Below are 18,257 nucleotides of genomic sequence, written 5' to 3' on the forward strand. Positions count from 1 at the left end.
CGTGTTCCGTCCAGGAGCGCCTCACACCCTCAGGCGCGCCGCGATCGGCAGGTGGTCGCTGTCCGTCCTGGGCAGCGACCACGTCTCGGTCGGCGTCACCCCGCGGACCAGGATGTGGTCGATCCGCACCAACGGGAACCCGGCGGGCCAGGTCAGACCCAGCCCGTCGCCCCCCGTACCGCGCACGGCGGCCAACCGCGAGGTGAGCGGCGCCATGGCCCGGTCGTCGGTGCTGCCGTTGAGGTCGCCCATCACCACGACCCGCTCCAGCGGCTCCTCCGCGACCGCGTCCGCGAGTGCCGCGATCCCCCGGTCCCGCAGCGCCGTGTCGAACCCGGTGCCGTGCACCCGGACCGACGCCAGGTGCACGACGTACACGGCGATCCCCCCGTCGGGTCCGGCCACCTCGGCGCGCATCGCCCGGTTCCATCCCAACCCGAGGTCGAGCGACCGCGAGTCCGTGATCGGATACCTGCTCCACAGCCCGACGGTGCCCCACCGTCCGGAGTGCTCCAGTTCGGCGCCGAGGACCCGGTCGTAGGACGCGTTCGCCTCCCAGGTGACCTCCTGGAGGGCGACCAGGTCGGGGGCGGCCTCGAGCACCTCACGAACCGTGGCCTCCGGATCGCCGTTGGCCGCGCCGACGTTGTGCGTGACCACCGTCAGGTTCGGTTCGACGTCCGGACCCGACGGCAGGTACAGACGCCCGAACGACCCCGCCCACGCGGCCGCGAGGAGCAGGACGGCCAGTCCGACCGACGCCGAGCGCCGGAGCCCGGCGGCCGCGGCGCTCACCGGGACCGCCAGGCCGACCCACGGCAGGACGGTCTCGAACAGGCTGCCCGCACGGCCGAGGCCGTTGGGCACCAGGACGGGGACGGCCAGGAGCAGGGCGAGCAGCGCGGTGACTCCGGCGAGGACCCGACCGCGCCGCCAGACCTCGGGGGTTCCCCACGGCCCTCGGAGCCGCCGGGGACCGCCCGGCTCCCCGACGGACCGCTCCGTCGGCGGTTCGATCGGCGCCCGGTCATCGACGTCCGTCATGGCCCTCCCCCGGTCATGCGGCGTTCCGGGCCGCGCGGTACGTGGTCAGGGGGATGGGCCGCCGTGGCGGCGAATGTGCCGGAGACTACCCGAGCGGCGGACGTGTTCCGCACCGTCGGTTCCGTCCGTCCACGCACGCCGACGGCCCGCGTCCCTGATCAGGGAGGCGGGCCGTCGGCGTGTGCGTGTGTTCAGTCCCGGGGCGCGCAGAGGGCCGTGGCCACCGCGGCGATGCCCTCGCCGCGCCCGGTCAGGCCCAGGCCGTCGGTCGTGGTGGCCGAGATGCTGACCGGCGCCCCGACGACCTCGGACAGCGTCTTCTCCGCCTCCTCGCGCCGCGGCGCGAACTTGGGGCGGTTGCTGATGATCTGGACGGACACGTTGCCGATCTCGAACCCGGCCGCGCGCACCCGCGCCACGGTCTCGGTCAGCAGAGCCGCGCCGGAGGCGCCGCGCCACCGTGGGTCGGACGTGCCGAAGTTGGATCCGAGATCCCCCAGGCCACAGGCCGACAACAGGGCGTCGCACGCCGCGTGGGCGGCGACGTCACCGTCCGAATGGCCGCTGACCCCGTCTTCTCCCGGCCATTCCAAACCGGCGAGAAAAAGTGTTCTTCCAGGAGAAAACGGGTGGACGTCCGTTCCGACGCCCACCCGAGGCATATTCGTCATGAATGAGGTGCTTCTTCGACCGGTGTCAGTTCGTCAGAACCTCGTCGAGGAGCGCTTCGGCCTTGTCCTCGTTGGTCTTTTCGGCAAGCGCGAGTTCACTGACGAGAATCTGCCGGGCCTTCGCGAGCATCCGCTTCTCACCGGCGGACAGTCCGCGCTCCTTGTCCCGACGCCACAGGTCCCGGACCACCTCGGCAACCTTGTTGACGTCGCCGGACGCCAACTTCTCGAGGTTCGCCTTGTAGCGCCTGGACCAGTTGGTGGGCTCCTCGGTGTGCGGCGCGCGCAACACCTCGAAGACCTTGTCCAGGCCCTCCTGTCCCACCACGTCACGAACGCCGACGTCCTCGGCGTTCTCAGCCGGCACGCGCACCGTCAGATCGCCCTTGTCGACCCTCAGAACGAGGTAGGTTCTGTCCTCGCCCTTAATGGTGCGAGTCTCGATCGCTTCAATACGAGCAGCCCCATGATGGGGGTAGACAACAGTGTCGCCGACCTTGAAAGCCATGTGACAGGTACCCCTTCCGCTACCACAAGGATACCACGAATCTGTGACTTAACGTACCTATTAGGTTTGCGAACACGCAGGTCAAGCCACCCTTTTCGGGGCTTGACAAAGTGTACCCGAGCCCTCTCGAGGACCTGGTCAGAGCGTTCACGGGAGGTCCTGAACCCCTACTGGCCAGGTGAACCGTCGATCACGCACGGGGGATCGGGGAGGGGCCCACGACCCCTCCCCGGGCCTCCTCGGCGACACCGGAGCGACGGATGTCACGTTCCCGACACCGGCCGGTGCCCCGGGTCACCGCCGTCACCCGGGGTCACGACTCGGGGTCGTAGTCCTCGCGCTTCTCACCCGTCACCATGTAGACGAGATTGTCGGCGACATGCACCGCGTGGTCACCGAACCGTTCATAGAACCGCCCCACCAAGGTGACGTCCATGGTGGCCTCCACGCCGTACTCCCACCCCGGCGCGAGAATGCGCTGGAGGAGCTTGCGGCGCAGCCGGTCCATCCGGTCGTCGTCCTTGTCCAGCTCGAGCGCGGTGTCCGGGTCGCGCTCACTGATGACCTCGCCCGCCTTGGTGACCAGCATCTCGGCCTGGTGGCCCATCTCCAGCACGATCGACCGGACCGGCTTGGGGATGGCCGAGTCCGGGTGTCGCCGCCTCGCGATCTTGGCCAGGTGGACGGCGTGGTCGCCCATCCGCTCCAGGTCCCCGCGCATGTACAGAGAGGTGATGATCGTCCGCAGATCCGAGGCGACCGGCTGCTGGCGCGCCATCAGGCTAAAGGCGGTGTCCTCGATCTCCTGGTCCAGTCGGTTGATCTCCTCGTCACCGGAGATCACCTCCTGCGCGGCCGCCAGGTCGCTGTCCAGAAGGGCCGTCGTGGCGCGCGCGACCGCGTGTCTGGCCAGGCGCGTCATCTCGACGAGGCGTTCGCCCAGGCTGTCGAGGTCCTCGTGGTAGGTATCCCGCATATCGTCAATGCTCCCAGTGGTTTGTTGAAGAATCGGCCAAGTTTTGGTGAACGGTGCGAGAAGCTCGGTTGTGTCGCCCACCCTGACCGGGTAAAGATCCGGTCCGCCCGTTTACGATCGAATCGTGCAAGGGGAACTTCTCACCGCCGTGACCGGCATCTTCGGACTCGTGACGGGCGTCGTCATCGGCGTCGTCGCCGGTCTCTACCTCCGTACCAGCTCATCAGAACGACGGGCCCCCGCGCCCGAGCGCCGTGACGGAAGCGCCCTTCCGGCCGGCATCGCGGAGGTCCTGGCGGCGCTCCCCTCGTCCGCGGTCATCCTGGACCCCGCCGACCGGGTCCTGCGCGCCTCGTCCGCCGCCCGGGCCTTCGGCATCGTCCGGGGCGAGGAGCTGGTGATAGGCGAACTCCTGGCCCTCGCCCGGCAGGTGCGAAGGGACGGGGTCATCCGCGAGACCGACATCGAGGTGGCCGTCCGCAAGTTCGGGCCCGACGCCACCTCCTTCGCCGTACGGGTGGCCCCCCTGGGCGGGACCGGCCTGGTCCTGGTCCTGGCCGAGGACCAGACCGAGCACCGCCGCGTCGAGGCGGTACGCCGAGACTTCGTCGCCAACATCTCGCACGAGCTGAAGACCCCGGTGGGCGCCTTGTCCCTGTTGGCGGAAACCGTACAGGACGCGAGTGACGACCCCGAGGCCGTCCGCCGCTTCACCGAGCGCATGCAGCAGGAGGCCGCCCGGTTGACGGCGGTCATCCAGGACCTGATCACGCTCTCCCGCATCCAGGGCGCCGAACCCATGGCCGAGCCCACGCGGGTGGACCTGGGCGACGTCGTGGACGAGGCGCTCGACGCGGTGCGCATGCCCGCCGACGCCAAGGGGATCGAACTGGTCGGCAGCGGCGCCGAGGGCGTCACCGTCCTGGGCGACGCGGGGCTGCTGGGCACCGCGCTGCGCAACCTGATCGCCAACGCCGTCGCCTACAGCCCGAAGAACACGCGGGTGGCGGTCTCGGTCGGGGTGTCCAGGTCGAGCGTGGACATCAGCGTCGCCGACCAGGGGATCGGCATTCCCCAGCAGGACCTGGAGAGGATCTTCGAGCGGTTCTACCGTGTGGACGCCGCTCGGAGCCGGGCCACCGGAGGTACCGGTCTGGGCCTGGCCATCGTCAAGCACATCATGACCCACCACCGTGGAGAAGTGACCGTGTGGAGCAAGGAGGGGTCGGGGTCGACGTTCACTCTGCGTCTGCCCAGACCCGAGAGCCGGGGGACCGAAGCCACCGGTAACACCGACCGTCAGGAGGCGGCACAGTGACGCGCGTACTCGTTGTCGAGGACGAGGAATCCTACAGCGACGCCCTCTCGTACATGCTGCGCAAGGAGGGTTTCGAGGTCGCGGTGGCCCCCACGGGCACCATCGCGCTGGAGACCTTCGACCGCACCGGAGCCGACCTGGTGCTGCTCGACCTGATGTTGCCCGGCCTGTCGGGCACCGAGGTCTGCCGGACCCTGCGGCAGAAGTCGAGCGTTCCCGTGATCATGCTGACCGCCAAGGACTCCGAGATCGACAAGGTCGTCGGTCTGGAGCTCGGCGCCGACGACTACGTGACCAAGCCCTTCTCCTCCCGTGAGCTGGTCGCGCGCATCCGGGCCGTCATACGGCGCCACGAGACGAGCGACGGCGCCGAGCCGCTGCCCGCCGCGCTGCAGGCCGGGCCGGTACGGATGGACGTCGAGCGCCACGTGGTGACCGTGCGCGGGGGGAACGTGCAGCTGCCGCTCAAGGAGTTCGAGCTGCTGGAGGTGCTCCTGCGGAACGCGGGACGGGTCCTCACCCGGATGCAGCTCATCGACCGGGTCTGGGGCGCTGACTACGTCGGCGACACCAAGACCCTCGACGTGCACGTCAAGCGGTTGCGCGCCAAGATCGAGGAGGACCCGAGCAGCCCCCAGTACATCGTGACCGTGCGCGGTCTCGGCTACAAGTTCGAGCCGGTGACCGCCAGCGTCGAGTAGGCCCCTCACCCGGAACGGTCAGCGGGGCGGCGGGCCCGGGGCGACCCCGGTCCGAAGCGAGGCGGAGGCCCACAGCACACACAGTTCGGGCGCCGGCGGGGTGCTGCAAGACGAGTCGAGCCGCGAGCGAGGAACGAGCGGCAGGCGAAGACGAGGATGAAGCATCCCCGCCTCCTTGGGAGCCCGAACACGGTCCGAAGCGAAGCGGAGGACCAAGGCACACACAGTCACCGGTCCCGGGCCGTGGTCACCCCACGGTCCGGGACCGACTCGTGCTCGGGGCGGTCCACCCGGCAGCCGAGCAGCACCGAGGCGCAGCCCATCATTCCCAGCCCCACCAGGTGGCCGACGGTGTTGGCGCACAGGTCGGTCAGGCTCGCGCCCTGGCCCGACGCGAGCGTGAACTGGAGGCCCTCCACGGTGACGGAGACGAGCGGCCCGAGGACGACACGGCCCCACGCCGAGGTGAGGGTCGGGAAGGCCACCAGCCCGAGCGGGACGAAGAGCACGGCCTGGGCGAGGAGCTCGTCGGTGAACGGGGTCGGCGGCCGCAGGGGGTTGGGATCGGTGACCGCCACGTTCGCCGCGATCCCGTTCGAGGGCAGCGAGACCTTGTGGACGTGATCCGCTGGCGCCCACTCCCCGCCCAGCCCCACGACGAGGACGGCGTAGGCGGACAGCACGGCGGCGATGCCGAGGACGCCCAGGGCCCGGGCGGCCCGGGGGCGCACCAGCCAGAGCCAGGCGAGCGGTAGGGCGGGTATGGCGAGCGTCCCGAGAAGGAGTGGCGCGGCGCCCGCGTCGATATGCAGAACGGCATGCCACACAGACGAGCCGTGCACTGTCCTCATCACCTTTCCGTGGCCTGGAGGCCCGCTTTCCATTGACTCTTCCACCGCCCCGGACGGCGACGTGGAACGTCCTTATGCGATACCGGCGAACACGCTGATCACCACATCTTTCACGTGCACTTTCCAGGTATTGTCGGCGAAAAAGGAGAAGGTGGCCACGACCGACCCTCCCCCAGGCCCGAACGGCCGTTCGCACTGCGGACAGCTACGCCTCGGAGACTCTTGGGACAGCCGGGAAAACCGCCCTGACCACGGCGGAAATCGTCAACCACGGCGCTATCAGAACAGGAAACCGGCAACCGGATAACAAATGACGACTCTCGCATCCAGGGGCGATTCACACCGCAACTGTACGGACACCCTCTGCGATCGTCAATGACTCTCGGAAGTACTTTTTCCGCTTTCCCGAAAAACGCCCGTGAGCTGCACGAAAAACGCGGGAGAGAATCTTCCGGGCGAACGCTCAGACCTCGACGATGACGGTGAAGGGCCCCTCGTTGGTCAGCCCCACCGACATCATGGCCCCGAACCGGCCCGTGGCCACCTCCGCGCCCAGGTCGCGCAGCTCCTTGACCACCGCCTCGACCAGAGGTTCGGCGACCGGACCGGGCGCGGCCGCCTGCCACGTGGGACGGCGGCCCTTGCGCGCGTCACCGTAGAGTGTGAACTGACTGACCACCAGGAGCGGGGCGCCGACGTCCGAACAGGACCGCTCGTCCGACAGGATCCGCAGCGTCCACAGCTTCTTCGCGAGCTTGCGCGCCTCCGCCTCGGTGTCGGTGTGGGTGACCCCCACCAGCGCCATCAGTCCGGGGCTCGTGATCTCTCCGACCACCTCGCCGTCCACCGTCACCGACGCGTGCGACACCCGCTGCACGACCGCGCGCATGTTCCCTCCTCGTGGCTCCTCGCCGCGGAACCGCTCCCCCGCGGACGGACAGCCCCGACGATACGGCAGACGCGGACCGGAACCGGCCCCGGGCGCGCTTCCCCGGAACCTCAGCGCCTGCGCTGGAACTGGTTGACCAGCCGCATCCGGCGGGCGTTGGTGATGATGCCGGTGAGGGTGACGGCGAACGTCCTGATGGAGTCGGAGAAGTCCTCGATCCGCCACTCGCGCGGTCCCGTGTACCAGGCCAGGCCGTCCCCGGTGAGCTCCTCGTCGGTCAGGTCGGTCAGCGCGGCCGAGGCCAGGATGTTGGCCCAGCGGTCGACGTCGTCGAAGATGACCGCGTACGGCAGGTAACGCGAGTAGATCTCCACCCGCTCCCCCGGTCGTTCCGTCGCCGAACGCTGGCTGAGCAGGTAGTCCCGGAAGCCGATGGTGTGCGCGAGCACCGAGCTGCCCAGGCGGGTCTTGGCGGGCATGTACTGGGCGGCGACGGTGACCGCGGCTCCGGCGATCACCACCGCCAGGCCGATGAACGCCGCCGTGGTGAACATGGCCAACAGCACGGTCAGCAGCACGCCGAGGGCGGTGGTCACCATCCCCATGGTGCTCCAGCGCCCGCGCACCTGGTTCGGCGAGCGCGCGAACCACCTCAGTCGCACCATGTCCCGGTACAGCTCCTCCCGTACCCGGTCCATGCGTGCGGGGAAGTCCGAGCACACGCGCGCCGTGCCCACCTGGGACAGGCGGACCGTCCGGCGCTCGGCGAAGAGGGCGTCCAGCAGGAGCCACTCGTAGGGGCGGAGGCTGTCGCCGGGCGGCCCGTCCAAGCGCACCAGCCGCCAGTCCACCGACGTGAAGTGCTCGTGCGGCAGCTCCTCCAGCCGGATGTAGCCGCGCACGGCCAGGTCGACGACCGCGCCCGTGAGGTCGGTGATGTCGACGGTCTCGTTGAAGAGGGTCCCGATCTGGCCGGGGTGGACGCCGTCCGGCGGCTCGAACCGCGCCCGTCCGTGCTCTCCGGTGGTCACCGGCGCCTGGTCGCCCCGAGAGGCCTCCTCGCGCAGCGCGCGCTCGTCCCGACCGCGCACGCGGATCAGCACCACCAGTCCGCCCACCAGGACCAGCAGGAGGAGTCCGAACACCCCGGCCGTCCACGGGGTGACCTCGAAGGCCGAGGCCAGCGACCAACGGCGTTCGAGAATCGGCTCTCCCGACGCCGTACCGGGCGGATAGGTGACGGCGATGTCCAGGCGGTCGCTGGGGCGCATGTCGGCCTGGAGGAAGTGCGCGAAGACCAGCTCGCTCCCCATGTCCGAGGCGGTGCAGTACAGCGCGCTGCGCGGCTCGCCCGCCAGGCACGACAACCCCTCCGGGGGCATCGGCGCGGTCACGGTCACGTCGGTGGACTGGACGGTGTGGCTGTAGGCGCCCACCGCCCGCCACTCCAGTTGGACCCCTTGGGCGACCTGGCTGACCGCACCGGTCACCCGGTAGCCGAGCACCACGGTCTCGGCTCCCCCCGTGTCGATGTGCGCGTAGAGGGTGCCGTTGACCTTCTCCGTCTCGACCGCCAGCTCCGCGCCCGCGCCGTCGACGGCGGTGATCCCGTGCACCTCGTAGACGCGGTCGTGGTCGGTGGTGTAGAGCATCGTCTCGGTGAGCGCCCGGGTGAAGGTCTCCGGTGCCCCGCCCTCGAAGGAGAGCGTCTCCTCACCGTGCAGGACCCCGTCCTCGTCCAGGTCGAGGCGGATGTCGTTGGTGATCACCGTCTCAGAGGCCGAACTCCGGGCTGCGACCGGGTCGGGGGGCCCTTGTACTGTTGGTGCCGGTGCCGCCGCCGTCACGGCATGGGCCGTCCCCACGGCCCCGACGCCGGTGACCACCGTGAACAGCGAGGAGAACACGAGAGCGGCCGCCGCGAAGGCGACGGCCGGGCACCTGGAGCCAACCCACCACATGACGCGAGAGCCTATCCGGTCCCCCCGTTCCCCCCGTGCACTGACGCCCCTCCCCAGGAGTGGTGTGTTCCGTCGCCGACGGGTGACTCCGTGGTGAGCCCGGCCCCGACCGCCGGTCCCGGGTTCTGGTCCGAGCGGCCGGGATTCCTCCAGCGGCTGAGCGTGGGCGTCTCCTTCACGCTGTGCGTCGGGCTGGCCGCGGTCGGCTTCACCGGCTTCCTCGCGATCTCGGAGATGCTCCCCTCCGCCGAGGCCGCCTGGTCGGGTTCGCGCCCGTTCGGCGCGCAGGGCCAGGCCCCCGGGCCGACGACGGCCGAGATGCCGCTGACCGACACCGGTACCGACCTCCTCCGTGACAACCCGCTCTACGAGGTCGGCGAGCTGGGCGAGGTGACATGCCACGCCCCCGAACTGGACCCGGACGACCCGGAGTCCATGGAGGCGTTCGTCCACGCGATCGCCGACTGCCTGGACGAGGCCTGGAGCGGCTACTTCGCGGCGGCCGGGATGGAGTTCACCTCCCCCAACCGCGTCTACTGGTACGCGGAGGGGCACAGCCCCTGCGGCCCCTTCCCGAAACGGGACACGGCGGCTTTCTACTGTCAGGCCAACCAGGGGCTGTACCTGGGGGTGGAGGACATCGTCGCGGCGTCGGCGGGCACCGACCGGCCGGAGGCCTACACCTTCCTGCTCAGCCACGAGTACGGTCACCACGTCCAGGGCCAGTCCCGCATGCTCGCCGAGTACCGGGCCGAGCGCGCGGGAACCGATCAGGAGACCGCCGAGGAGCTGACCCGCCGCAACGAACTCCAGGCCAACTGTCTCGGCGGGGTGTTCCTCGGCGCCTCGGGGTCCTCCCTGGACCTCGGGAGGGACGAGCGGGAGAACATCCTCGACGACGTCGCCCGGCGCAGCGACCACGGCGACGAGCGCACACACGGGCGGGAGTCCAACGGGCGCCTGTGGACCGAGCACGGCATGGACCGGAAGGATCCGGCCGCGTGCAACACGTGGAAGGCCGACGAGGACCTGGTGCGGTGAGCGGCGTGCCCGGTCCGGCCGAACGCCAGGCCGACCGCCGTGTGCTCGGCACGGTGGCCGCCCTGCTGTCCCTGCTCCTGGCACTGGCGGTGCTGTCCTGGTCAAGCGCCGAGGACGGATCCGTGGCCGGGCCCCCTCCGGGGGCCGGGGGCACCGACGCCGACGCGGCGGGGGTACCCGACCGCTCCACCTCCGACGGTTCCGCCGCCGGCGTGGTCTCGCGGAACGCGGAACAGCGGCAGCGGCCGTCCGGGCGCGCCGCCCTGGTCGCCAATCCCCTCTACGACACCGGCCGGCTCAGCCCGCTGCCGTGCCCGGTGCCCGAGCCGGACGTGGACCGCCCGGAATCGATGGAGGTCTTCCTCCACAAGGTCGCGGACTGCCTGGACGACGCGTGGAGCACCCAGTTCGCACGGGCCGGAATCCCCTTCGAACCGCCGCTGCGCGTGTTCTGGGAGCAGCCCGGGGTGAGCCCGTGCCGCTCCTATCCGTCTCCGGCGGGCGCCTTCTACTGCCGGGCCAGCCGGAGCATCTACATCGGCACGGCGGACGTGGTCGAGAAGTGGAACGGCGCGACGGAGAGCGTCGTGTACGCCTCCCTGCTCGCGCACGAGTACGCGCACCACGTCCAGGGTGAGTCCGGGCTGCTGGACTACTACCACGAGCAGCGCCGCCAGGAGGACGACGTCCTGGAGCGCAACTCCTGGACACGGCGGAGCGAACTCCAGGCCAACTGTCTGGCGGGCGCGTTCCTCGGCTCGGTCCGGGTGGGCTACCCGCTGGACGACGACGACCTCGACGCACTCCTGGACGACGCCGCGGCCACCGCCGACCGCGAGGACGGCGACGAGGCGCAACGCACCCACGGTTCGGCCGACAACGGTGTGTGGTGGACGCGGAGGGGTTGGGAGGAGCAGACTCCGGGCGCGTGCAACACCTGGGGAGCGGCGGACGAGTCACTCGTCCAGTAACGCTGTCACTCGAACACTCAGCGTGGCAGGATGCTGATATGTCGGACGCAGCCCCACCCCCCGTCCCCCACCCCACCTCTGACGGCGACCGCGTGGAGCTGCGCGTGCACGGGGTGGCCGGTGGACAGGCCGAGGAGCTCCTCGACGTCGAACCGGCCATGCGTGTGGCGGGCGACGGCCTGGCGGGCTTCTTCCGCTGGCGCGGTCGGCACGACACCGAGACCGTTCCGGGCGTACGCCGGGAGATCTTCGCGTGGGGGAACCTGACCTCGGGCAGCTCCTCACGGGCCCTGTGGCTGCTGTTGCTCCCGTTCATGCTGCTCAACCTGGCGTACTGGACCCGTCCGGGGCGCGTGGACCGGAACCCGGGCGGTGCGCGCCAGGCGGCCAACCACGTCTACGACGGCTCCGTCCGTCTGCTGGCGCTCTCCCTGACCGTGCTCATCACCCTGGCCGCCGCCGGGATCGGGATGGACCTCATCGCGTGGCAGTGCACCGCCCAGGCCCAGACCTGTCTCCGCGCGCGGCCGTGGCTGGGCTTCCTCGCCGACCCCTCCTCCCCCCTGTCGGCCCCGGGTACCGCCCTGCTGCTGGGCGCTCTGCTGCCGATGGCCGTGGTCGTGGTGCTGTGGGTCCTGTCGCGACGCACGGAGAGCGAGTACGAGGTGGTCCGCGGGCCGATCCCACCGGTGACGAGTGACGCGGCGCCGCTCAGCCGGCCCGAGTTCTGGCACAACGGGGAGGTCCTGGCGCGGCTGCGGTCCGCGCACATCGCGATGGCCCTGGGCACCGTGGCCCTCCTGTTGGTGCTCCCGGCACTGAGGTACGACCTGGCCGTGCGCGCCGCCGCGGACGGTCCCGGGCCGGCGGCGTGGCTGGTCGGAACGGTACTGGCGGTACTGCTGGGAACCGTGATGACGGCGAGCACCGCGAGTGTCACGGTGCCGGAGGCCGACACGAAGTGGAACGCGCGCGTCGACCGCGTCTGCCGCATGCTTCGGGACGCCACGATCGCCCTCGGCGTGGGCGTGGCGGTCTACACCGCGTGGCCGCGCTCGGGCTGGGCGGCGTCGGGCCCTCTGCCAGGAGACGGCGCGACGCTCAACGCTCTGTTCACCGCCCAGGGACTGCTGGTGCTGGTGCTGCTGGCGGCATCGGTGGTGCTGTACGTGTCCGACCGGGCGCACGACCGGACGGCCATGTGGGGCATAGCCGGACCCGCGACCGCCGCCCTCGGCGCGCTGCTGGGCGGTGGTTTCTCCGCCGCCCTCGTCTACCAGGGGTCGTTGTGGCTCAGCGGGTGCGACCCGCTGGCGCCGAACGGATCGGCCTGTCTGGAGGTGCGCCCACCGGCGGCCTACTCGTGGCTCCAGCTCGCGTTCGCGCTGGAGGCGGTCATCGCGCTGGCCGTCGTGGCCGTGGTCGCCCTGGAGCTGCGGCGCGCCACCCGAGCCCACCTCCCGGAGGTCACCGAGCAGTACGCCCGCAGCGTGCGCGACCGCCGTACGTGGGAGATCGCCCGCGCGAGGGCGATCGGCCGCATGACCGAGATCCTCCCCGCCGTCATGGCGACCTTCCTGGCACCCGTGGTCCCGTTGGTGGTCCTGGTGCTGTACTCGGCCTTCTCCGGCGACGTCGTGGCGGGGCCGCGGTCGGCCGACACCGCCGTGTCCGGCGGGATCGAGGGGGTCGCGCGGGAGACGGTGGCGGTCCTGGTCAGCATGGGGGCCGTCCTGGGCGGCGCGGCCCTGCTCGGGGTGGCCTGGATCGGCCGCAGCGCCTACCGGGACCGGCCGACGCGCCAGGCGGTGGGCGCGCTGTGGGATGTGGGCACCTTCTGGCCGCGCGTGGCGCACCCCCTGGCCCCGCCCTCCTACGCCGAACGGGCGGTGCCGCAGCTGACCGCCCGGGTGGCGCGGCTGGCGCGGGACGGCACCGACGTGGTCCTGTCGGGGCACTCGCAGGGATCGGTCCTGGCGGCGGCCACGGTCTGGCAGCTGCCGGAGGACTGCGTGGGACGGGTCGCGCTGATCACGCACGGTTCACCGCTCGACCGGCTCTACGCGCGCTACTTCCCCGCCTACTTCGGCCCGTACGCCTTCGCCGACCTGCGGCGCCGGGTGTCGGGCTGGCGGAACCTGTGGCGGGTCACCGACGCCATCGCCGACCCCGTGCGCACGGTGGAGCGTTCGGCCGACGGCCCGGACGTGCCCGGGGTGATCGCCCCGGCCGAGCCGCTGCCGGACCCCCGGAGCTACGACCCGCCCCCGGGGGAGGCCCTGCGTCCGGAGATCCTGGGGCACAGCCGGTACACGGACGACCCCGCCTACGCGGAGTCGCTGTGGAAGGTCCTCAACGACGTGGGCGACCGCCATCCGTGAGCCCGCGCCGCGCGTCGGGTCGCGGGTGGCCTACCAGGGACCATAGGGGCCGTTGTTGCGTCCACCGCTCGCGCCCTTGACCGCCGGGCGCACGTCCAGGAGGAAGACGAGGGTCGCGACCAGGCCGAGGATGACGAACATGCCGCTCCCGGAGAACACGGCCAGGAGGGCGAGGCCGGTGGCGACGCCCGTGAGGATCAGCCAGAGCTTCTTGGTCTGCTTGTCCATCAACTCGAACGCCTGGGCGGGGGTGCGGATCACCTCGATCAGCGCGTACAGACTGGCCACGAAGGTGACCAGGTAGATGGCCTGCCAGATCAGTCCGAACAAAACGCACACTCCCGACGACGTGTCCCGGCGGGTGTTCCGCCCGCTCTCCACGGTAAACGCACCGGCGGCGCCGATCGTGCCCGACCGAGCCCGGGATCACATCCGTCGTGGTGCGGGCGGCCCGGAGGCCGTCAGACCGGGATGTGCCACAGGCAGGTGACCACCGCGAGGAGGAAGGCCGAGCCGCCCATGATGACCGCCCCCGCGTGGTACGGGAGTTCGTCGTCGGGGCGCAGGAGTCGGTTGACGCGGCGGACCACACCGGCCTGGGCGTTCTCGTCCAGGGCGGCCATCGCCCCGGCGGGCACCGGCGCGGGTCCGGCGGCGCCGAAGCGCAGGAGGGCCATCGCGAGCTCGCGCGAGGAACTGGTGCGGCGGGCCTGGTCGTCGGCGCACATCTCGATGAGCAGGGCGACGCTCTCGTAGTAGGTGCGGACCAGGGCGGCGCGCGGGAAGGCGCGCTTGAGCGAGGAGAACGGCAGCAGCACGAGGTCGTGGCGCTGGCGCAGGTGGGCGTGCTCGTGGGCGAGGACGGCGGCCAGTTCCTTGTGGTCGAGGACCGCCAGGGCACCGGCGCTGATGACGACCTGGGAGCGCAGGACGCCGGGCAGGCAGTAGGCGGCGGCGGCCGGGTGGTCCACCACGCGGGCGCCGGGGACGTCGGGGTGCTCGCTGGCCACGAGTTCGAGGAGGTCGTGGTGGCGGCGGCGCACGCGCACGACGTGGATGAAGGAGGAGACCAGTCCGTAGAAGAGGACGAGGGTGAGCACGATGGCCAGGGCCACGGCCACGATGTGGCTGACGCCCTCCAGGCCCCGGGAGAGCTCGGTGATCAGCAACCGCCCGGTGACGATGTCGGTGGCCAGCGCGAGCAGGCCCGCAGCGGCGCCGAGTTCGTAGGTGGACAGCCCGTAGGCGAGCAGCGCGCCGATGGTGGACACGCCCCACGCCAGGCCCAGTGCCTGCCAGGTGATCACGGCGGTGTAGGGGCCGCGCGAGGGCCACTTGGCCCGGTGGAGGGCCGCCATGGCGAGGACGCAGCCGACCGCGACGAGTGAGAGGAGGGCGGCACTGACCATTCGGACTAGTTCCTTGGCTGCTCGATTTCCGCGAGTGCGCGCCGGAGCGCTTCAGCCTCCTGGCCGTCCATGGACTGGACGAAGGCGGCCAGGGCGGCGTCACGGTCTCCCGTCTGCCCGAGAGCGTCGAACATCAGCTCGGACACGTACGCCTCACGGCTGGCTGCCGGACGGTACCGCCACGCACGACCCTCACGTGCCCGGGTGACGACCTTCTTCTTGGCCAGTCGGTCGAGCACGGTCATGACGGTCGTGTGTGCGAGGTCGCGCTCGGCGAGCGCCTTGCCGACCTCGCGAACCGTCATGGGTTCGTTCTGCGCCCACAGTACATCCATCACCGCGCGTTCGAGTTCGCCAAGCCGAGTCATACCGTCGAGTCTACCGGCGCTAGTACTACACAGTGTCGTACCCCCGGGTTAAATCCTGGTTACCCGTGGGGATGGGGCTTTCCGGCACACCGCGCCCCGCTCCGCGAGGATGGGAGCGGCCCGGGGAGGAGCCCCCAGGACCGGGAAGGAAACCAACATGAGCAGCACTCATCACACTCGCCTCAGCGTCATCAGGGGCGACATCACCGAGCAGCGGGTCGACGCGATCGTCAACGCCGCCAACAGCTCCCTCCTGGGCGGGGGCGGGGTCGACGGAGCCGTCCACAGGAAGGGCGGCGAGGCCATCCTGGAGGAGTGCCGCCGACTGCGCGCCGCCCACTACGGCGGCGGCCTGCCGACCGGACGGGCGGTGGCGACGACCGCGGGGCTCCTGCCCGCGCGCTGGGTGATCCACACGGTCGGCCCGGTGTACAGCGCGTCGGAGGACCGGAGCGCGCTGCTCGCGTCGTGCTTCACGGAGTCGCTGGGCGTGGCGCACGAGCTCGGCGCGGAGTCGGTGGCCTTCCCCGCCATCTCCACGGGCGTCTTCCGGTGGCCGATGGACGACGCCGCGCGGATCGCGGCGGAGGCGATCCACGGGTCGGAGGTACGGGTGCCGGAGGTCCGTCTCGTGCTGTTCGACGACCGCGCCCTGGCCGCCTTCCGACGGGCCTTCGGCACGACCTGACGCGCCCGCCGCGGGCGGTCGGCCGTCCGCGGTGTCACCGGCCCGGGTCGGCGATCGGCGGCGGGTAGCCCTCCGGCGGTTCGGTCTCCCGCCAGGGCGTGAGCGCCCGCCGCCCCGGGAGGCCCCGCAGCTCCGGGACGTGGCGGCGGACGTAGTCGCCCTCCGGGTCGAACCGCCGGGCCTGGCGCAGCGGGTTGAACGGGCGGTTCGGCCTGGTGTCGTTCCCGGTCCCGGCGACCCACTGCCAGTTCCCGTAGTCGTCGGCGACGTCCCCGTCCACGAGGTGGGCGTGGAAGTGCTCGGCGCCCGCCCTCCAGTGCACGCGCAGGGTCCGGGTGAGGAAGGCGGCGGTGATCATGCGCGTCCGGTTGTGCATGAACCCCTCCCGGAGGAGCTGGCGCATACCCGCGTCCACGATCGGCACCCCGGTCATCCCCCGCCGCCAGGCGTCCAGGGCGTCCGGATCCTCGCGCCACCCCCGGTCCCGCGGCCGGTAGTCGCGCACGGGGAGGTCGGGGAAGGCGCGAGCCACCTGGTGGTGGAAGTCCCGCCAGGCGAGCTGGCGGACGAACTCCTCGGCTCCGGCCCCCGCGTCCGCCGCCTCGGCGGCCTCGACGAGTTCCAGGGGCGACAGACAGCCGAACCGCAGGTCGGCGGAGAGACCGGAGGTGGCCGCGGCGGGCAGGTCGTCGCGGCGTCGCGCGTACCGGGGCAGCCCCCGGTCCAGCCAGGCGCGCAGCCGCCCGCGCGCCGCCTCCTCGCCTCCGGTCAGACGGCAGGGGGCCGGCGCGCCCACCCCAGCCCCGGCCAGGCCCTCGGGGACCACGCCGGGCTCGACATCTCCGGGAAGGCGCACCTCGCCCGGGTCGGGAAGGACGGCCCTGCGTTCGTGTTCGGCCCAGGCACGCCAGTACGGGGTGAACACCTTGTAGTGGTCGCCGCCCGCGGGGGTGACCTCGCCCGGGGGGACCACCGTCAACCCGGGAAGGGCGCGCACGGACAGGCCCGCCCCGCGCAGCAGGTCCTCCCGCCGGACCGCGCACCGGCTGACCCCCGCGCTCAGGAACACCGCCTCGGCCCCGGTCCGCTCGGCCAGCTCCCGGACGCGTTCGGCCGTGTCCCCCTCGCGGACGACCAGGTCGCCGCCGCGTGCGCGCAGCGCGGCGCGCAGAGCGGTGAGCGCCTCGGCCAGGTAGCCGCAGCGGTTGCGGGCGGAGCGCTCCACGATCCGCGGGTCGACCACGAACAGGGGCAGCACGGTGTCCCCGGCGCCGACGGCGGCCGTGAGCGCCGGATGGTCGTGGACGCGCAGGTCCTGGGTGAACAGCACGATGGTCGGCGGCACCAATCCCCCTCGCCCACGGCAACGAACGCCCTACCGACAGTACTGTGACCTCGACGGGGATTCGGCCGGATCCCGGGGTAGGAAGACCGTATGCGACCAGCGCACGAGCCGACGACCGCCACGAGACCTCTGGTGGGGGTGTCGAGCTGTCTGCTCGGCGCGCCCGTCCGCTACAACGGAGGGCACTCCCGATCCCGGTTCCTCACCGACGAGCTCGACCACCACGTGGACTGGCTTCCCGTCTGCCCGGAGGCGGAGATCGGCCTGGGCGTCCCGCGCCCCACGCTGCGGCTCCAGCGGCGCGACGGCGCCGACCGGGTGGTCTCCAGCAAGGACGGCGCCGACCACACCGACGACCTGGCGGCCGTCGCCGACCACCACGTCCTCCAGCTGCGCCGAGCGGACGGCTACATCCTCAAGAACAAGTCGCCCAGTTGCGGCCTGCTCGCCCTGCCGGTGTTCTCCACCGAGGGGAACCGCGTCGACGGGAAGGGCCGGGGCGCCTTCGCCGAGCGCCTGACCCGACTCCTGCCGCACCTGCCGGTCGAGGAGCAGGGCCGCCTGTCGGACGCCGCGCTGCGGGAGCACTTCGTCCAGCGCGTCTTCGCGCACGCCCGGCTGCGTGCACTGCTGGAGTCGGAGTGGCAGCCGCGGGACCTCGTGGCCTTTCACACCCGCCACAAGCTCCAGCTGATGTCGCACTCTCCCGAGGGATACCGGAGGACGGGGCGGATCGTGGCACGGGCGGGGTCGGCGGACCGGGAGGAGACCGCCGCCGCCTACGCGTCGGCCTTCCACAGCGCGATGGCTGTGCGGACGACCCGGGGCAAGCACGCCAACACGCTCCAGCACGCGTTCGGGATGCTCAGCCCGCTCCTGGACGACACGCGCCGGCACGACCTGCTGACCGCGATCGAGGACTACCGGGCGGAACTGGTGCCGCTCAGCCTGCCCGTCACACTCCTTCGGCACCACTGCGCGGCGGAGGATGTGGACTGGGCGCGCGAGCAGACCTACCTGCGCCCCTACCCGGACGACCTCCGGTTGCGGCACGCCCTGGCGGTCTGAGCCCGGGACGCCGAGGGCCACGACCGCACGGGCACGACACTGGGTGCGGGACCTCAGGAACGGGGAT

General features: G+C 71.5%; 18 protein-coding genes. 7 read left to right on the forward strand and 11 right to left on the reverse strand.

Translation table 11 applies throughout. The features are described 5' to 3' along the window. Nucleotides 1–21: 21 nt before the first annotated feature. The 4 genes from KIK06_RS19750 to phoU all read right to left on the reverse strand — a co-directional run bounded on the left by KIK06_RS19750 (nucleotide 22) and on the right by phoU (nucleotide 3,199). A complete protein-coding gene (locus KIK06_RS19750) occupies nucleotides 22–1,044 on the reverse strand; it encodes an endonuclease/exonuclease/phosphatase family protein (RefSeq protein WP_268644642.1) in 1,023 nt (340 codons plus the stop codon). Nucleotides 1,045–1,235: 191 nt separating this feature from the next. Then, complete coding sequence (ispF, locus tag KIK06_RS19755) at nucleotides 1,236–1,706, reverse strand: 2-C-methyl-D-erythritol 2,4-cyclodiphosphate synthase (RefSeq protein ID WP_193789767.1); 471 nt, start codon at nucleotides 1,704–1,706, stop codon at nucleotides 1,236–1,238. Nucleotides 1,707–1,740: 34 nt separating this feature from the next. Then, nucleotides 1,741–2,223 carry a CarD family transcriptional regulator gene (locus tag KIK06_RS19760; protein WP_026122741.1) on the reverse strand — a complete coding sequence of 161 codons (483 nt, stop codon included), beginning with the start codon at nucleotides 2,221–2,223 and terminating at the stop codon, nucleotides 1,741–1,743. 313 nt (nucleotides 2,224–2,536) lie between these two features. After that, entirely contained in the window at nucleotides 2,537–3,199 is a 663-nt protein-coding gene (gene phoU / locus KIK06_RS19765) for a phosphate signaling complex protein PhoU (RefSeq protein ID WP_017599240.1), read from the reverse strand. Between the two features lie 124 nt (nucleotides 3,200–3,323). Here phoU and KIK06_RS19770 point away from each other — a divergent pair, with 124 nt between their 5' ends. Together KIK06_RS19770 and KIK06_RS19775 are read left to right on the forward strand one after the other, a co-directional pair. Next, nucleotides 3,324–4,517 (forward strand): sensor histidine kinase, encoded by a 1,194-nt coding sequence (locus KIK06_RS19770; RefSeq protein WP_268644643.1) that lies wholly within the window; start codon nucleotides 3,324–3,326, stop codon nucleotides 4,515–4,517. Then, the gene (locus tag KIK06_RS19775; RefSeq protein WP_017599238.1) at nucleotides 4,514–5,218 is read left to right on the forward strand and encodes a response regulator transcription factor; all 705 of its coding nucleotides are present in this window, start codon (nucleotides 4,514–4,516) and stop codon (nucleotides 5,216–5,218) included. The genes KIK06_RS19770 and KIK06_RS19775 overlap by 4 nt, the downstream gene beginning before the upstream one ends. A gap of 227 nt (nucleotides 5,219–5,445) precedes the next feature. Here KIK06_RS19775 and KIK06_RS19780 read toward each other — a convergent pair whose 3' ends face one another. The 3 genes from KIK06_RS19780 to KIK06_RS19790 all read right to left on the reverse strand — a co-directional run bounded on the left by KIK06_RS19780 (nucleotide 5,446) and on the right by KIK06_RS19790 (nucleotide 8,919). Next, complete coding sequence (locus KIK06_RS19780; RefSeq protein ID WP_268644644.1) at nucleotides 5,446–6,069, reverse strand: VanZ family protein; 624 nt, start codon at nucleotides 6,067–6,069, stop codon at nucleotides 5,446–5,448. Nucleotides 6,070–6,532: 463 nt separating this feature from the next. Beyond that, a complete protein-coding gene (gene dtd / locus KIK06_RS19785; protein WP_268644645.1) occupies nucleotides 6,533–6,958 on the reverse strand; it encodes a D-aminoacyl-tRNA deacylase in 426 nt (141 codons plus the stop codon). 110 nt (nucleotides 6,959–7,068) lie between these two features. Next, nucleotides 7,069–8,919 (reverse strand): DUF2207 domain-containing protein, encoded by a 1,851-nt coding sequence (locus tag KIK06_RS19790; protein WP_268644646.1) that lies wholly within the window; start codon nucleotides 8,917–8,919, stop codon nucleotides 7,069–7,071. Nucleotides 8,920–9,009: 90 nt separating this feature from the next. On the opposite strand from KIK06_RS19790, the gene KIK06_RS19795 reads away from it, so the two are divergent. The 3 genes from KIK06_RS19795 to KIK06_RS19805 are packed head-to-tail and all read left to right on the forward strand — an operon-like array spanning nucleotide 9,010 to nucleotide 13,312. Further along, a complete protein-coding gene (locus KIK06_RS19795; protein ID WP_442789782.1) occupies nucleotides 9,010–9,960 on the forward strand; it encodes a neutral zinc metallopeptidase in 951 nt (316 codons plus the stop codon). Continuing rightward, nucleotides 9,957–10,931, forward strand: a complete 975-nt coding sequence (locus KIK06_RS19800) for a neutral zinc metallopeptidase (protein WP_268644647.1) — start codon at nucleotides 9,957–9,959, stop codon at nucleotides 10,929–10,931. Before KIK06_RS19795 ends, KIK06_RS19800 begins: the two co-directional genes overlap by 4 nt. Nucleotides 10,932–10,969: 38 nt before the next feature. Beyond that, a complete protein-coding gene (locus tag KIK06_RS19805) occupies nucleotides 10,970–13,312 on the forward strand; it encodes a hypothetical protein (protein ID WP_268644648.1) in 2,343 nt (780 codons plus the stop codon). A gap of 30 nt (nucleotides 13,313–13,342) precedes the next feature. Here the strand turns inward: KIK06_RS19805 and KIK06_RS19810 are convergent, their stop codons facing one another. The 3 genes from KIK06_RS19810 to KIK06_RS19820 form a co-directional block, all read right to left on the reverse strand. Continuing rightward, complete coding sequence (locus KIK06_RS19810; RefSeq protein WP_017599232.1) at nucleotides 13,343–13,642, reverse strand: DUF2516 family protein; 300 nt, start codon at nucleotides 13,640–13,642, stop codon at nucleotides 13,343–13,345. A gap of 131 nt (nucleotides 13,643–13,773) precedes the next feature. Continuing rightward, nucleotides 13,774–14,721, reverse strand: a complete 948-nt coding sequence (locus KIK06_RS19815; protein WP_017599231.1) for a M56 family metallopeptidase — start codon at nucleotides 14,719–14,721, stop codon at nucleotides 13,774–13,776. Nucleotides 14,722–14,726: 5 nt separating this feature from the next. Further along, the gene (locus KIK06_RS19820) at nucleotides 14,727–15,089 is read right to left on the reverse strand and encodes a BlaI/MecI/CopY family transcriptional regulator (protein ID WP_083924217.1); all 363 of its coding nucleotides are present in this window, start codon (nucleotides 15,087–15,089) and stop codon (nucleotides 14,727–14,729) included. Between the two features lie 157 nt (nucleotides 15,090–15,246). On the opposite strand from KIK06_RS19820, the gene KIK06_RS19825 reads away from it, so the two are divergent. Then, nucleotides 15,247–15,777 carry an O-acetyl-ADP-ribose deacetylase gene (locus tag KIK06_RS19825; protein WP_268644649.1) on the forward strand — a complete coding sequence of 177 codons (531 nt, stop codon included), beginning with the start codon at nucleotides 15,247–15,249 and terminating at the stop codon, nucleotides 15,775–15,777. A gap of 34 nt (nucleotides 15,778–15,811) precedes the next feature. On the opposite strand, the gene KIK06_RS19830 is transcribed toward KIK06_RS19825, so the two are convergent. Next, nucleotides 15,812–17,125, reverse strand: coding sequence for a cryptochrome/photolyase family protein (locus KIK06_RS19830; protein WP_268644650.1), 1,314 nt, complete (start codon nucleotides 17,123–17,125; stop codon nucleotides 15,812–15,814). Between the two features lie 87 nt (nucleotides 17,126–17,212). On the opposite strand from KIK06_RS19830, the gene KIK06_RS19835 reads away from it, so the two are divergent. Further along, nucleotides 17,213–18,190: a YbgA family protein gene (locus KIK06_RS19835; RefSeq protein ID WP_268644651.1), complete on the forward strand. Its 978-nt coding sequence runs from the start codon at nucleotides 17,213–17,215 to the stop codon at nucleotides 18,188–18,190. Nucleotides 18,191–18,257 lie beyond the last annotated feature (67 nt).

It is taken from the genome of Nocardiopsis sp. EMB25, assembly GCF_026797795.1.
In the GTDB taxonomy this organism is placed as follows: domain Bacteria; phylum Actinomycetota; class Actinomycetes; order Streptosporangiales; family Streptosporangiaceae; genus Nocardiopsis; species Nocardiopsis lucentensis.